Source organism: Noviherbaspirillum sp. (genome assembly GCF_035944575.1).
In the GTDB taxonomy this organism is placed as follows: domain Bacteria; phylum Pseudomonadota; class Gammaproteobacteria; order Burkholderiales; family Burkholderiaceae_D; genus Noviherbaspirillum.
The window spans coordinates 1-15,549 of the sequence record NZ_DASZBA010000085.1; the positions used below are offsets into that span (position 1 = coordinate 1).

12 protein-coding genes are annotated in these 15,549 nt (G+C 57.8%); 10 read left to right on the top strand and 2 right to left on the bottom strand.

Annotated elements, in window-relative coordinates; genetic code table 11:
- Positions 1 to 443: CBS domain-containing protein (locus tag VGU61_RS04865; protein ID WP_326857974.1), on the top strand; the 443-nt coding region annotated here is incomplete at its 5' end.
- 160 nt (positions 444 to 603) lie between these two features.
- Entirely contained in the window at positions 604 to 1,599 is a 996-nt protein-coding gene (locus tag VGU61_RS04870; protein WP_326857975.1) for an NAD(P)/FAD-dependent oxidoreductase, read from the top strand.
- A 4-nt stretch (positions 1,600 to 1,603) separates the two neighbouring features.
- Here the strand turns inward: VGU61_RS04870 and VGU61_RS04875 are convergent, their stop codons facing one another.
- Both VGU61_RS04875 and VGU61_RS04880 read right to left on the bottom strand, forming a co-directional pair.
- Positions 1,604 to 4,870, bottom strand: a complete 3,267-nt coding sequence (locus tag VGU61_RS04875) for a PAS domain S-box protein (protein ID WP_326857976.1) — start codon at positions 4,868 to 4,870, stop codon at positions 1,604 to 1,606.
- A gap of 76 nt (positions 4,871 to 4,946) precedes the next feature.
- On the bottom strand, positions 4,947 to 7,187 hold the full coding sequence (locus VGU61_RS04880; protein ID WP_326857977.1) for a two-component system response regulator: 2,241 nt from the start codon (positions 7,185 to 7,187) through the stop codon (positions 4,947 to 4,949).
- A gap of 211 nt (positions 7,188 to 7,398) precedes the next feature.
- On the opposite strand from VGU61_RS04880, the gene aroC reads away from it, so the two are divergent.
- The 8 genes from aroC (at position 7,399) to asd (ending at position 15,331) form a co-directional block, all read left to right on the top strand.
- Positions 7,399 to 8,499, top strand: a complete 1,101-nt coding sequence (gene aroC / locus VGU61_RS04885; protein ID WP_326857978.1) for a chorismate synthase — start codon at positions 7,399 to 7,401, stop codon at positions 8,497 to 8,499.
- A 106-nt stretch (positions 8,500 to 8,605) separates the two neighbouring features.
- Positions 8,606 to 9,775, top strand: a complete 1,170-nt coding sequence (locus VGU61_RS04890; protein WP_326857979.1) for an MFS transporter — start codon at positions 8,606 to 8,608, stop codon at positions 9,773 to 9,775.
- Entirely contained in the window at positions 9,772 to 10,605 is an 834-nt protein-coding gene (locus VGU61_RS04895; RefSeq protein WP_326857980.1) for a M48 family metallopeptidase, read from the top strand. The genes VGU61_RS04890 and VGU61_RS04895 overlap by 4 nt, the downstream gene beginning before the upstream one ends.
- Positions 10,606 to 10,776: 171 nt before the next feature.
- Complete coding sequence (gene leuC, locus VGU61_RS04900; protein WP_326857981.1) at positions 10,777 to 12,180, top strand: 3-isopropylmalate dehydratase large subunit; 1,404 nt, start codon at positions 10,777 to 10,779, stop codon at positions 12,178 to 12,180.
- A 50-nt stretch (positions 12,181 to 12,230) separates the two neighbouring features.
- The gene (locus VGU61_RS04905; protein WP_326857982.1) at positions 12,231 to 12,353 is read left to right on the top strand and encodes an entericidin A/B family lipoprotein; all 123 of its coding nucleotides are present in this window, start codon (positions 12,231 to 12,233) and stop codon (positions 12,351 to 12,353) included.
- Positions 12,354 to 12,393: 40 nt separating this feature from the next.
- A complete protein-coding gene (gene leuD, locus VGU61_RS04910) occupies positions 12,394 to 13,041 on the top strand; it encodes a 3-isopropylmalate dehydratase small subunit (RefSeq protein ID WP_326857983.1) in 648 nt (215 codons plus the stop codon).
- Between the two features lie 50 nt (positions 13,042 to 13,091).
- Positions 13,092 to 14,162, top strand: a complete 1,071-nt coding sequence (gene leuB, locus VGU61_RS04915; protein WP_326857984.1) for a 3-isopropylmalate dehydrogenase — start codon at positions 13,092 to 13,094, stop codon at positions 14,160 to 14,162.
- A 32-nt stretch (positions 14,163 to 14,194) separates the two neighbouring features.
- On the top strand, positions 14,195 to 15,331 hold the full coding sequence (gene asd, locus VGU61_RS04920) for an aspartate-semialdehyde dehydrogenase (RefSeq protein WP_326857985.1): 1,137 nt from the start codon (positions 14,195 to 14,197) through the stop codon (positions 15,329 to 15,331).
- Positions 15,332 to 15,549 lie beyond the last annotated feature (218 nt).

The window sequence follows — 15,549 nt, forward strand, 5'->3', positions numbered from 1 at the left end:
AAGTTTCAGAAATTCTTAAAGTCAAAGGCAATATCCTGTACACAGTCACGCCCGATACGCCCATGCTCGCAGCGGTCAATACCATGGCCGAAAAGGACATCGGTTCCCTGGTGGTGATGGAATACGGCGAACTGGTCGGTATGCTGACCTTTCGCGAAGTCATGAAAACCCTGCACCTGAACAAGGGTGAGGTCGGTGGCGAAACCGTCCGCAAGCATATGGACGACCACCCGATCACCATCACGCCCGATACCGACATCAACGAAGTTCGCCGACTGATGCTGGAGCGGCATGCCCGCTATGTGCCGGTGGTGGATGCAAAGACATTGTTGGGCGTCATGTCTTTCTACGACGTGGCGAAAGCGGTTTTCGAAGCGCAAAGTTTTGAAAACAAAATGCTGAAAGCCTATATCCGCGATTGGCCTACCGAGGGTGACGAATAAGCAGGTCGAATAAGCAAGTGGAGTATGCGAGACAATTAAGCGCCTCGATGCAACACACACGCAGATTCAGCCGTGCATGGTGTGTGCCATGGACGGCTTTTTCACGCTCGGTCGTGATTGCCGCACCTGACCCAGCCCGCTGTCCAAAAGGATCAGTCTCATGCAGATAGCCGTTATTGGTGCCGGCATGGCCGGACTTACGTGCGCACGGCAATTGGCGACGCACGGGCATTCGGTCACGGTGTACGAAAAAAGCGATTCTGCCGGAGGTCGAATGAGTACAAGGGAGACCGAACTCGGCGGCTTCGATCATGGCGCGCAATATTTCACCGCCCGGCAACCGGCTTTTCAGCGGCAGGTGGCGACGTGGTGCAGGGCAGGCCTCATCGACTTGTGGAGAGCGCGGCTGGTAACACTGGACTCCGGCGTTGCGATTGCCGCCGGGCTCTCCGGCCAGCGATTTGTCGCGGTGCCGGGCATGAATGCGCTCGGGCGGCATCTCGCACAGGATCTCGATGTGCGAACCGGACAGCGGGTGACGCAAATCGAGTCATATCATGACGGTTGGCTATTGCGGGTGAGTGCCGAAACGGTTGCGATCGAAGCCAGTGCCGGTCCCTTCGATGCAGTGATTATTGCGATGCCTGCTGACCAGGCCGCCCCATTGCTGGCGGCGGCGCCAATGATGGCGTTGCAGGCAGCGCAGGCGAGGCTGGCGCCATGCTGGTCGCTGCTGCTCGGTTTCGAACAGGAACTGCGACTAGGCTACGACGGCGCATGGATCAGGAACTCCCGGCTTGCATGGATCGCACATGACGCATCCAAGCCGCAGCGGCGTCCAGGCGAGCACTGGGTCGGCCATGCTTCCACCGAGTGGAGCGCCGAGCATCTGGAAGATGACCCGGAGCGCGTCAAGGAAAAGCTCCTGAAGGCGTTTCATTCCGCTACCGGATCAGATGTGCAACCGGTATATGCGGCAGTCCATCGGTGGCGCTTTGCACAGGCCATCGAACCGCTCCCTTCCGCCTGCCTGTGGGATCCCCAGCTGCGTATTGGTACATGCGGTGACTGGTTCTCCGCCGGACTCGATGGAGCCGGACGGATCGAGAATGCATACCTGAGCGCGGCGGCACTGGCGGAATCGATCACGGCCTGATCGCTTACGCCAGGGTCAGCCCGGATCCTGCCGCGTTTGCGTCAACCTGGCGGTGGGGGGCGCTTGAAGGCAGTGTCAGGACGAAGACGGTTCCAACACCGACCTCGCTTTGCACCTGTATCCTGCCGCCCAGTACGCCGGTAACGATGTTGTGCGTGATGTTCAGTCCCAGTCCCGATCCTCCTGCGCCGAGCCGCGTGGTGAAGAAGGGATCGAAAATCCGGTTCAGGTTGGCCGGCGAAATCCCGGCACCATCATCCATGAGCGTAATTTCAATCCAATCATCGGTGCCTGCATGGGCCGAGATCCATAATGTGCCGCTCGAGCGGTCGCCAAAGGCATGCACTACCGCGTTATTGATCAGGTTGGTGAGTGCCTGGCCGAGCGGGCCCGGATAGCTGTCCATCAGCATGTCGGGCGGAATGCTGCAATTTACCTTGACGTCCGTTTTCCTCAACGTGGGCCACAAGGTCAGGATGATTTCGGAAACCGTTTCAGCAAGCCGGAACCGGCGCCGTTGCGAACTGATCTGGTCCACCGCTACTTGTTTGAATCCGGCAACCAGGTCTGCCGCACGATGCAGATTGCGCACCATGATGTCGCCGGCTTTGCCGGCATCCTGCAGGAAGGCTTCCAGCTCGGAACGCTTTATTCCCGCGTCGGCATGGTACCTGTCCGACAGGGACCGGGTCTGGTCGGCAAGGGTGCTCGCAACCATCAGGCTATTGCCGATCGGCGTGTTGAGTTCATGCGCAATGCCGGCAACCAATGAGCCCAGGGCTGCCAGCTTCCCGCTGCGCACCAATTCCTCCTGGGCCTTGTTGAGTGTTTCCAATGTATAGGCCAGTTCTTCATTGGCCTGCTGCAGTTCCTCGGTGCGCTCGATCACCCTCTGTTCCAGAGTGGCATTCAGTTCCCGTATCTCGTCTTCGAAACGGCGCTTCTCGGTGACATCCGTGCACGCCAGAATGCCGAATTTTTCTCCCTCCAGGTTGAAGGTGTACCCGGAAAACTGGATCAGAAGACGGTTGCCGTCTCCGCGGAGCATCCATATCTCCCGGGATCCGTCAGTCGCGCCGGTCTCGCGCAGTTCCTGGATCAGTGAAGCCCTTTCCGCCATATTGCAATAAAGCGAAAGCTCAACAGTGCTCTTGCCGATCACGTCTTCACGGCTGCGTAAAAACAGACGTTCGAATGCCGCGTTCACATCCTTGACCTTGTGCCCGCCGCGTACCTGGACCACGAACATGGCAACCGGCGAGGACTGGAAGATTTTCGAGAAGCGCTGTTCGCTCGTTCGCAATTCCTGCTCGGCCCGCTTGCGTTCGAGTTCCGCCGATGCACGCTCGCTGAATACCTGCAGCAGCGACTTCACCAGTGATGGATTTCCCAGCGGCCGGGTATGCATGACGCACAAAACTCCGACGATATTGCCGGTCGAATCGCGCAACGGCGCGCCTGCGTAGCTTTCGCAGTCTTGTTCGGTCAGTGCGACGTCTTCGGGAAAATGACTCTGGAGCATGTCGGCGAAGACGCAGATGTCGCCATCCAGCACGCGATTGCAGGGCGTATTTACGATGTCGTATTCAAAATCGGCGATCCTCCGCCCCCTTGCATGGGCGGCGATGCTTCGCATCCGGTCGGGGGCCTCGGCATTGCGCAATGCAATGAATGCGCGCTCGACCCGGAGCGCGGATGCCAGGTCGGCAACCAGCAACTCGAAAAACGATTCGCCGGCAATATCCTGTGTGCCTTGTGCCAGGCGCAGCAGTGCGCGGTCAGCTTCCGATTTCTGTGCTTCAAGCACGAGCTGGTCAGTAATATCCCGCACCACTGTCAACACGTACTTGTCGTCGCCAACCTCGTACACCGTGCCATTGACGACACATTGGCGAATTTCGCCCGCCCTGGTCCGCATCTTCCAGCTGAATTCACTCACTGTTTTTTCTTGTTTGAGCCTGGAAAACAAAACCATGCGCTGCTCCGGTTCAGCCCAGAGGTTTAGCTCGAGCGAACTCTTGCCGATCGTTTCCTCGCGCGTGAAACCCGTGATTTTTATACCCGCGGCATTGGTATCAAGGATCACGCCGTTGTCCAGCCGCATGATGGCCACGCCGTCGGGGTTGCACTGAAACGCGCCCGAAAATTTCGCCTCCGACGCCATTCGGTCTTCTTCCGCCTGCCGCTTTTCGGTGATGTCCTCGGCAATCGACAGAAGACGTACGGTGTCGCCGTTTTCGTCGATGATCTGCGTATGGCTCCACTGGCAGACGATGCTGCTGCCATCCGCCCGGTGGGTGCGGATCAGGCTGCGGCCGTCGCCGCCGCGATGGTGGAAGATCCGCTTCACCGTCTGGAGATCGGACTCGGCAATGATAAAGCCGGCGTGGCGTCCGATCGCCTGCTCGCGCCCGTAGCCGAAAATACGCTCGGCAGCGTCATTCCACTCCACGACACGCCACTCCGCATCCCACTCGATGATCGCTATCGGGCTGTGTTCAACCAGCGTCCGATAGCGTTCTTCCCGTTTATACAATTCCTGTTCGACATGCTTGCGCTTGTCGATATCCTGCTCGAGTTCTCGATTCTTGCGGTCCAGTTCCTGGAATAGCATCCGCAGGCTGACACGGGTATCCTCCAGCCTGCGGCCAAGCATGCCAATCTCGTCCAGTCGCTTCCATGTGAACGGAACGTCAAGCTTGCGCTCTGCCAATCTCTGCGCACCCGCGCCGAGGCGTTGCAGCGGGCCGATCAATCGCCGCTCAAGCAATAGCAGGATAAGTACGATCGACAGCACAGCCTGTGCGGCGACCGCGGTCATCGATTCGACCAGTCCCTTCATGATGCTTGTCCGCAGGCGATTGTTCGCCACTTCGATGCTGACCGTGCCGATCTGGTTGCCTCGGTAGATCACCGGCTTCTCCATCCTTGCGGCTTCTCCGGTCCGTCGCCCGATCTGCTCGCCGGCGACAAACAAGCCGAGTGCCGAGTCCCGCACCTCGATGCGCACGATGTCTTCGTTCGGCGAAATCATTGCATTCAGCAATGCATTGGCGCTTTCGCGATTGTTGTTCCACAGCGGCCCCTGCATGCCGGTGGCAAGGACATCGGCATTCTGCTGCAGCAGCAGTGCGGTTTGCCGCCGCAAATCCTCGTTATACCGCTTGAAACTTGAGTATCCGCTGATAAGAAGCGCCGGAAACAGCAGGCCGAATACGACGACCGACAGAATGGCGCGCCGCAGGGTGAACGGGGTTTGGGAAGTGATCATGACTGGCAGCGGTGTCGACCGTCAGGCCGGGGAGGGGCGAGCCTGCAGCAATGTCGGCATCGGGAAATGCGCCGGATCAGGAAGCGTCGCGTCGCTGCAGCCATTCAATGAGCTGCGCCCTCGGCATGGGACGGGCAAACAGGTAGCCCTGCGCAAGAGGACAGCCGAGCGCAGCCAGCTTATCGGCCTGCCGTTCGTGTTCGACTCCTTCGGCGATCACCGTCATGCCGAGGTTTCGCCCTAACTGGATCACCATTTCGGCGATGCTGCTTCCGCGCGCCGACTGGATGATTTCATTCACAAATGCACGGTCGATTTTCAGCTTGTCCGCCTGCAGCTGCTGCAGATGACTGAGCGAGGAAAAGCCGGTGCCGAAATCATCGATCGCGATGCTCACGCCAAGTCGCTTGATTTGGCCGAGCAAACGGATCAGCACATCCGGCTCCTCCATCGCGATCGATTCGGTGATTTCCAGTTCGAGCAGCGCGGGCTTGATTCCGGTGTCATCCAACGCTTTGCGCAGCATGGCCAGGAAGTGAGGATGCCGGAACTGGACCTGCGATACATTGACCGACATCCGGAAATCTTCCAACCCCAGATTCTGCAGACGCATCTGCTCCATGCACGCTTCGCGCAGCACCCATTCGCCGAGTTCGATGATCAGGCCGGAATACTCGGCAATCGGAATGAACCGGTCGGGCGGGATACAGCTGCCGTCTTTTGATTTCCAGCGGAGCAGGGCCTCTGCGCCGACCGGCTTGCGGCTCGCAAGGTCGATCTGCGGCTGGTACACGACGAAGAGTTCCCTGTCCTGGAATGCGCTGCGCAATGCATGCATCATGCGTACCCGCTCGCGGATGTCCATCCCCATGCTGTGGGAGTAATAGAAGTGGCCGGAACGCTGCTGCAATTTCGCCCGCTTCAACGCGATGTCGGCGTCCTTTAGTGCATCGGTGCCGGTGTCCGCGGCATAGTCGGCAAGCTTCACGAGTCCGATGGTGGCCGACAACTGCACGTCGTTGTTATCGATGCTGAACGGTTCTTCGAACAAACCAAGAATCACCGCCGGACTGACCTGATCGGAATCGCCGATGAGGCCGAACGTGTCGCCGCCTACCCGGCCTATGGTCAGTTTCTTGCCGAGGCGGGATTGCATACGGGCTGCCACGCCCAGCAGCAATTGATCGCCGAACTGATGGCCGAGCGCATCATTCGTTTCAGCGAAATGATCTATATCGACCAAAGCCAATGTCGCGCAGGCCTTGTCCATGCCGGCGAGCCTGGTATCCAGTGCTTCCTTCAATCCGGTGCGATTGGGCAGCTTGGTAAGCGGATCAAAGAACGCAAAGTCATGCAGGCGATTCACCAATTCGACGTTATCGAGCCCGATTGCCACATTGCTGCAAAAAACTTCAAGTAACCGCTGTTCGAGCTCATTCAGTGGTGTGGAGGTATGCAGATAGGCCGCAAAACTGCGATTGGCGCTGCCGGCAAGATAGAGTACCGCCGACTCCGGCGTGTGGATGTTGCGCCGTAGCGCCAGCGCCTGGCACAGTGCATCGCCCAGCAAGGCATGGGTCCTTGGATTTAGCGGTTTTCTGACCAGCGCGGCATAGCGGCCCGCGGCAGCGATCGTGAATAATCTTCGGGTCGTTCCATGCTCCTCCAGCACGCACAACACGCCGTCGGGCTTCAATCCAAGCAGTCTTGCAGACCGGGCGAGGACGCCAGCGGCGAAGTCCGGCAATCCATGCAAGGCCATCAGTTCCGTGCTGGCCCGAACGATCAGATCCAGGCCACGCCGGTTGGCGTTGATGGTGCGAATCTGCTGGTACGACCGGATGGCTGCGGTTACTGCGGTATAGAGCTTGACGCGGGTAAGTTCCGCTTTGCTTTTGTAGTCATTGATGTCGAAGTCCCTGATCGCATCCATTTCAGGCGCATAGCCCGGCTGGCCGGTGCGCAGAATGATCCGCACTTCAGTCTGCTTGAGGTCTTCGCGGATATGGCGGACAAGTTGCAGACCTGCATCTTCCCGCTCCATCACGACGTCGAGCAGGATGACCGCCACCTCCTTTTCCCGTGCCAGCAGATCCCGGGCTTCGGCAGCGCTGTACGCATGCAGAAACACAAGCGGCTTCTGCTGGATCGGCATGTTGCTCAGCGCAAGGACGGTTGCCGAATGGACGTCGGCGTCATCGTCGACGATCATTACACGCCATGGTTCTTCGACCGTGCGCTCCGCTGCGCGGACTGGCGGCATCCCCTCGTCGAGAAAAACGAGTTCGTCGTCCGATGACGTGATGCTTGGGGGCATTGTCCTCTCCAAATTCTCATTTTTCTTCGAATAGTATATGGATTTATTGATTAAGGGCAACATTTTGGGCGCACCCTAATCAACGCAAATGTGTCGCATTTGCATCAGCATCGTTTACTGCCGAAGATCGTTGATCGTCTTGCCCGGGTTTTTAAATAGCCAACCGTCAATGCGCTAAAATCGATCCTTTCCACATAAGCTCTCGTCCATCATGTCAGGCAATACCCTTGGCTCACTGTTTACCGTCACTACTTTTGGAGAATCGCATGGCCCGGCAATCGGCTGTGTGATCGACGGCTGTCCTCCGGGAATGCCCTTGTCGGAAGCAGATATCCAGCCTGAACTGGATCGCCGCAAGCCGGGTACATCGCGGCACGTTACACAGCGCAAGGAGTCGGACACGGTAGAAATACTTTCCGGCGTTTATGAAGGGAAAACTACCGGCACGCCGATTTCGTTGCTCATTCGGAACGAGGACCAGCGCAGCAAGGACTATGGCAACATCGTGGAGACCTTTCGCCCCGGACACGCCGACTACACCTATTGGCATAAGTACGGTATTCGTGACCCGCGTGGCGGCGGCCGGTCGTCGGCTCGCCTCACCGCGCCGGTGGTAGGTGCAGCGGCGATTGCCAAAAAATGGTTGAAACAACAATTCGGCACCACGTTCAAAGGTTGCATGAGCCAGCTAGGCGACATCCTGATTCCATTCGAGTCATGGGAGCATGTTCCGCAAAACCCGTTCTTTGCTGCCAATTCGACCATCCTGCCTCAGCTTGAAGAGTATATGGACGAGTTGCGCAAGGCAGGGGACTCCTGCGGCGCACGGATCGACGTCATTGCCGAGAAAGTCCCGGTCGGATTGGGTGAGCCCATTTACGACAAGCTGGATGCCGAAATTGCCTATGCCATGATGGGGATCAATGCCGTAAAGGGCGTAGAAATCGGAGCCGGATTCCGGTCGATCGCGCAAAAGGGAACCGAGCACGGCGATGAGCTTACGCCGGAAGGATTTGCATCCAATAATGCGGGCGGCATTCTCGGCGGGATCTCAACCGGGCAGGACATCACCGTATCCATCGCCATCAAGCCGACATCCAGCATCCGCACGGCACGCCGTTCGATCAACAAGGAAGGGGCGCCGGTGGACGTGGAAACATTTGGGCGCCACGACCCCTGCGTCGGCATTCGTGCGACGCCGATCGCCGAAGCGATGCTTGCACTGGTCCTGATGGACCATGCATTGCGTCATCGCGCGCAGTGCGGCGATGTGAAAGTGCCTACCCCGAAAATCGAATCCCGCATCAAGTAATTCCGCATCGCCGCAGCGGCGCCATATCGCTGCGATTGAAGAGGGCCGCGTCCGTTCTACGATTCGGATGGATGCGTTCACCGACCTCCGAATTAAAGAACACTCCGTGCATCAACCCTCCTGGCAGAAACAATCCTTCAGCTTTGCCCTGTTTTTTTTCGCGTATTACGGTTACGTCGGTGTTTTTTCGCCGTATGCCGGGTTGTACTTCGCTGACAAGGGGATGACCGCTGCACAGATCGGGGTGCTGATGTCCCTGATGCAGGTGATGCGCATATTCGGCCCCAATCTATGGGGGTGGGTTGCGGACCGCCAGCAGCAGCGGGTGAAGGTGTTGCGGATTACCGCGATCGCGGCACTGACGACGTTTTTCGGGATCTTCGTCGGCCAGACTTTCGCGCAGTTTTTTGTCGTGATGGTTTTGTTTCACCTGTTCACGAGCGCGCAAGGGCCGTTATCCGAGGCGCTGATGCTATCGGAAATGCGCGGCGACATGACGCACTATGGCCGGATACGTTTGTGGGGATCGGTCGGCTTCATCATCACCGTCACGTTCGCCGGGCAGATGCTTGATCGCTGGGGCATACAACTCATGCCCTGGATTACCGTGGCGATGCTCGCCCTGGTGATGTTCGGCAGCTTGCGCATGAAAGAGTCCCCACCGCAGCCCGCAAGCCACGATGTGCCGTCCGTAATGACATTGTTGCGGCGGAGGGAAATCATCGCTTTCTTTGCGTCGACCTTCCTGATGATTGCCGCGCACGCGTCGCTCTATGTCTTCTATTCGCTTTACCTAGCGCAAATAGGGTACAGCAATACGGTGATAGGCTTGATGTGGTCGCTTGGCGTCATCATGGAAATCGTCTTTTTCTTTTACCAGGCACCGATTTTCCGGCGTTTCGGTGTGCAAAAGATGATGATGGCCAGCCTCCTGATCGCGGTGCTGCGCTTTCTACTGATCGGTCTCGGTGCCGAATCATTGGCCATACTGTTGTTTGCGCAGATTTTGCACGCGGCAACGTTCGGCGTTCATCATTCTGCATCCGTCGCCACGTTGCAGCGCTGGTTTGCCGGTCCGCTGCAGGCGCGCGGACATGCCCTGTTTACCAGCATATCGTATGGTCTGGGAGGCACATTGGGCGGTCTTGTCATGGGTGGATTCTGGGATACATTCGGTTCTCGTACAGTCTATTTGATGGCGGCGGCGCTCTCGCTTGCGGCGGCTGCGGCGGCTGCCTTTTCCTACCGCTGGCAACCACATAAGGAGAAAAAATGACATTGCTGGGTAAAAAACGAATTTGCGGCCGTTTGTCGCTTGCCGTCATGGCGATGACGCTCGTGGCCTGCGAAACTGTGCAGACCACCCAGAGCGGCGTGGTCGGCGTGGAGCGCGAGCAGCGGATGGCGGTATCCTCCGAGGCGATCAACCAGGCTGCCAACGAACAATATTCCGACCTTATTGCCAAGGAACGACAAAAGGGCACGCTGAATCGCAATCCTGCCCAGGTGCAACGTGTCGGTGCAATCGTCAGTCGTCTCATTCCGCAAACCGTGCACTTTCGCAGCGATGCGCCGCGCTGGAACTGGCAGGCGAATGTGATAACGTCGCCCGAGGTGAACGCTTGGGCCATGCCCGGCGGGAAAATTGCCGTCTACACCGGCCTGATCGAAAAGCTGCAGATCACGGACGATGAACTGGCGGCAGTGCTCGGCCATGAAATCGCGCATGCATTGCGGGAACATTCACGCGAGCGCGCGTCGGAGCAGATGGTGGCAGGCGGGCTGATCTCGGCGGGATCGGCGCTTCTCGGGTTGGGCGATCTTGGCGCAAAAGGCGCTGAATTTGCCTATATGGGATTGCTCGGGCTGCCTAATTCGCGCCGGCATGAAACCGAGGCGGATCGCGTCGGCATCGAACTCGCTGCACGTGCCGGCTACGATCCCAAGGCGGCGGTCACCCTTTGGCAAAAGATGGGACAGGTGAGTGGCGGCGCGCCGATCAAATTCTTGTCTACCCACCCGGCACCCGGCGACCGTCTCAATGATCTCGCCAATTATGCTCAGCGAGTTGCGCCGCTCTACGAGCAAGCAAAAAGACAACGTTGATCAAACATCCGGCAATATCCAGGTTGCCTGATCGTCAATGAAACGCCCGCAAGGTTTTGCGGGCGTTTTTCATTCTGGGCGCTGCTGCTGCGGCATGGTTTTGCGTTGCACAAATGTGGCATAATCGGGCACTATTTTGACCGTTTCGCGCACCGACGCACATCCTGAATCATGGCTCAAACGCTCTACGACAAACTCTGGGAATCGCACGTCGTCCATACCGAGGAGGACGGAAGTGCCATCCTGTACATCGACCGCCACCTCGTGCATGAGGTCACCAGTCCGCAGGCCTTTGAAGGATTGAGGATCGCCGGACGCAAACCGTGGCGCATCTCCGCCAACCTCGCGGTGGCCGACCATAACGTGCCGACCACCGACCGCATCAACGGCATCGCCGATCCGGTCTCCCGACTGCAAGTCGAGACACTCGACGCCAATGCCAAAGAACATAGTCTTACTTACTTCAGCATGCGCGACAAGCGCCAGGGGATTGTGCATGTCATCGGTCCGGAGCAGGGTGCAACCCTGCCGGGAATGACCGTGGTGTGCGGCGATTCGCATACTTCCACGCACGGCGCGTTTGGCTGTCTCGCCCATGGAATCGGTACGTCCGAAGTTGAACACGTGCTGGCGACCCAGACCTTGCTGGCCAAGAAGTCGAAGGCCATGCTGGTGCAGGTCGATGGCGCACTGCCGTTTGGCGTTACCGCCAAGGACATCGTTCTTGCCATCATCGGCAAGATCGGAACCGCCGGCGGCACCGGCTATGCCATCGAATTCGCCGGCTCGACCATCCGTTCGCTGTCGATGGAAGGCCGCATGACCATCTGCAACATGGCGATCGAGGCGGGCGCGCGTGCCGGCATGGTGGCGGTGGACGAGACGACGATCAATTACGTCAAGGGACGCCCGTTCTCGCCAGTTGGCCCGCATTGGGACCGCGCGGTCGAATACTGGCGTACATTGCATTCCGACCCTGGCGCGAAGTTCGACCTGGTGGTGACCCTGAATGCTGCGGAAATTCGGCCACAGGTAACCTGGGGAACGTCACCCGAAATGGTAGTCGCAGTCGATGACCGCGTACCTGATCCTGAAAAAGAGAAGGATGCCGTCAAGCGCGATGCGATGGAAAAGGCGCTCGTGTACATGGCCCTGAAGCCCAATACGGCCATTTCCGATATCCGCATCGACAAGGTGTTCATTGGCTCCTGCACCAACTCGCGCATCGAGGATCTACGTGCGGCAGCGGCAGTCGTGCGCGGAAAGCAGCGCGCGTCGAACGTCAAGCTCGCGATGGTCGTGCCCGGTTCCGGGTTGGTCAAGGAGCAGGCTGAACGCGAAGGTCTGGACAAGATTTTCAGGGAAGCTGGATTTGAATGGCGTGAGCCGGGTTGCTCTATGTGTCTGGCGATGAATGCCGACCGGCTTGAGCCGGGCGAGCGCTGCGCCTCCACATCCAACCGGAATTTTGAAGGACGCCAGGGGCAGGGTGGCAGAACCCACCTGGTTTCGCCGGCCATGGCAGCGGCTGCCGGCATTACCGGGCATTTCGTTGACGTGCGCGGGATGCGTTAACTTTCGTACTTGAGCGTTTGACAGGCATTTGAAAAAGGGAGGTGAATAACATGAAAAAATATTTCGCCATGCTGATTTCCGCGCTGATTCTGATGGGTTGCAACACGATGCAAGGCGTGGGCAGAGATGTGCAACTGGTCGGTGAAAAAGTGGAAAGCGCCGCCAAGAGATAAAGGATGATGCGTCATCCGGCAACGGGTGGCGCCTGGAAAAATGGAAAAATTTACTGTACACGACGGACTGGTGGCACCGCTGGATCGGCCGAATGTCGACACCGATGCAATCATTCCGAAGCAATTCCTGAAGTCGATCAAGCGCAGCGGCTTCGGCCCGAATCTTTTCGATGAATGGCGTTACCTCGATCACGGCGAGCCTGGAATGGACAATTCCAAGCGCCCGCTGAATCCGGATTTCGTGCTGAATCAGCCGCGCTATCAGGGCGCATCCATTCTGCTGACACGCAAAAATTTCGGTTGCGGCTCCTCGCGCGAGCATGCGCCTTGGGCGCTGGAGCAATACGGTTTTCGCGCGGTGATCGCCCCCAGCTTTGCCGACATCTTTTTCAACAACTGCTACAAGAACGGCTTGTTGCCCATCGTGTTGACGGAGGCGCAGGTCGATCACCTGTTCAATGAAGTGAAGGCTTTTCCGGGATACCGGCTGACAGTCGATCTCGAAAGCCAGACGGTCAGTACGGCAAACGGAAGCGCACGCTACGGATTTGAGATTGATGGTTTCCGCAAGTATTGCCTCCTGAATGGTCTCGACGATATTGGCCTCACGCTGCGCCATGCCGACAAGATCCGCGCTTTTGAAGAGCGTCATCTGGCCGCGCAGCCTTGGCTGACGAACACCATTTGATTCAGGTTTTTTTGCAAGTACCGCATTCTCACGTTCAACTATAACGACAAATGAAAATCGCAATTCTTCCGGGTGACGGCATCGGCCCAGAGATCGTCGAGCAGGCGGTCAAGGTATTGAAAGCGCTCGACGAACAGTTTGAAATGGAAAGTGCGCCGGTCGGCGGCGCCGGGTTTGAAGCGCATGGTCATCCATTGCCGGAGGCCACGCTGGCATTGGCAAAACAGGCTGACGCGGTTCTTTTCGGCGCGGTCGGTGACTGGAAGTACGACACGCTGGAACGTCCGTTGCGTCCTGAGCAGGCAATCCTCGGTTTGCGCAAGAATCTGAATTTGTTCGCCAATCTGCGTCCCGCGATCCTCTATCCGGAACTGGCCGGTGCATCGACTCTCAAACCCGAGGTGGTATCCGGCTTGGATATTCTCATCATTCGCGAACTCACCGGTGATATTTACTTTGGCCATCCACGCGGCGTGCGGGAAGCGCCGGACGGGCAGTTCAAGGGTGAACGTGAAGGTTTCGACACCATGCGTTACGCCGAAACTGAAATCCGCCGGATTGCCCATGTTGCATTCCAGGCGGCGCGCAAGCGCGGCAAACGCCTGACCAGTGTCGACAAGGCCAATGTCCTTGAGACCTTCCAGTTCTGGAAGGAAATCGTGACGGACGTCCACAAAGACTATCAGGACGTCACGCTTGATCATATGTATGTCGACAACGCTGCGATGCAGTTGGTACGGGCGCCGAAGAAGTTCGATGTTATCGTTACCGGAAACATGTTCGGCGACATCCTGTCCGATGCCGCGGCGATGCTGACCGGCTCGATCGGTATGCTGCCATCGGCATCGCTGGATGCGAACAACAAGGGATTGTACGAACCGTCTCACGGATCGGCGCCGGACATTGCCGGCAAAGGCATTGCCAATCCGCTAGCCACCATTTTGTCGGCAGCCATGATGTTGCGCTTCTCCCTGAATAAGGCGGAGCAGGCGGACCGGGTTGAAAAAGCGGTCAAGAAAGTTCTCGCGCAGGGCTTACGCACACCGGACATCTATGAGGCCGGTACGACCAAGGTCGGCACCAGGGAGATGGGCGATGCGGTGGTGAAGGCGCTAATGTAGGTATTTTTGAAGTGCACTTGAGGGAGAAAATTGTGAAGTTAGTCGGTCTGGTGGGTTGGCGTGGCATGGTGGGTTCCGTCTTGATGCAGCGTATGCAGCAGGAGGGCGACTTCGCGCATATCGAGCCGGTGTTTTTCTCGACATCGAACGCGGGCGGCAAGGCGCCGGCGGTGGCGAAAAATGAAACCACATTGAAAGATGCGGGCAATATTGATGAGCTGAAAAAATGCGACATCATTATTACCTGCCAGGGCGGCGACTATACGACCGAGATTTATCCGCAACTGCGCGCGGCGGGTTGGAATGGTTACTGGATTGATGCAGCCTCGACACTGCGCATGAAGGACGACGCGATCATCATTCTCGATCCGGTGAATCTCGGTGTGATCAAGGATGCGCTGCAGCGCGGTGTGAAAAACTTCATAGGCGGTAACTGCACCGTTTCATGCATGCTGATGGGCCTCGGCGGCCTGTTCCAGCATGATCTGGTTGAGTGGATGACTTCCATGACCTATCAGGCGGCGTCTGGCGGCGGCGCCCAGCACATGCGCGAGTTGCTGACTCAGTTCGGCTCGATCAACGCGGAAGTCAAGTCGCTGCTGGACGATCCGGCGTCGGCGATTCTCGAAATTGATCGCAAGGTGCTGGCAAAGCAGCATGCATTCAGCGCCGATGAGATCAAGCAGTTCGGCGTCCCGCTGGGCGGCAACCTCATTCCCTGGATCGACAAGGATCTCGGCAACGGCGTATCGCGCGAAGAGTGGAAGGCCGGTGCGGAAACGAACAAGATCCTTGGTCGTGGTGAAGGTTTCGGTGCGTCGGCGAAATCCTCGATTCCGGTCGATGGATTGTGCGTGCGGATCGGCGCGATGCGTTGCCATTCCCAGGCTTTGACGATCAAGCTGAAGAAAGATGTGCCGCTCGATGAACTGGAAGGCATCATCGCCGACAACAACCAGTGGGTGAAAGTGGTTCCGAACAATCGTGAGGCTTCGATGAAGGATCTGACGCCGGCCGCGGTAACCGGTAGCCTGACGATTCCGGTGGGCCGTCTGCGCAAGATGCAGATGGGCGGTGACTATCTATCCGCTTTCACCGTCGGTGACCAGTTGCTATGGGGGGCCGCTGAACCGCTGCGCCGCATGCTGCGCATCATGCTGGATACCTAAACTCGTTAATTCGTTGGTTCCATACCGGGGCCTGTCGCGAAATTGTTCATTTTTGGGCGATTTTTCGGCAGGCCCCAATTGCGTTGCGAATGAGCAACAAAGCTTAAGACATGCGGTTTCCCGATGGAAAATGTACTTGTTTTACAGAACTTAGTAACTTGGTTACACTTGCGCGCCTAAGTCCATGATGATATGGTGAAAGTTCCTCGGGACAATGA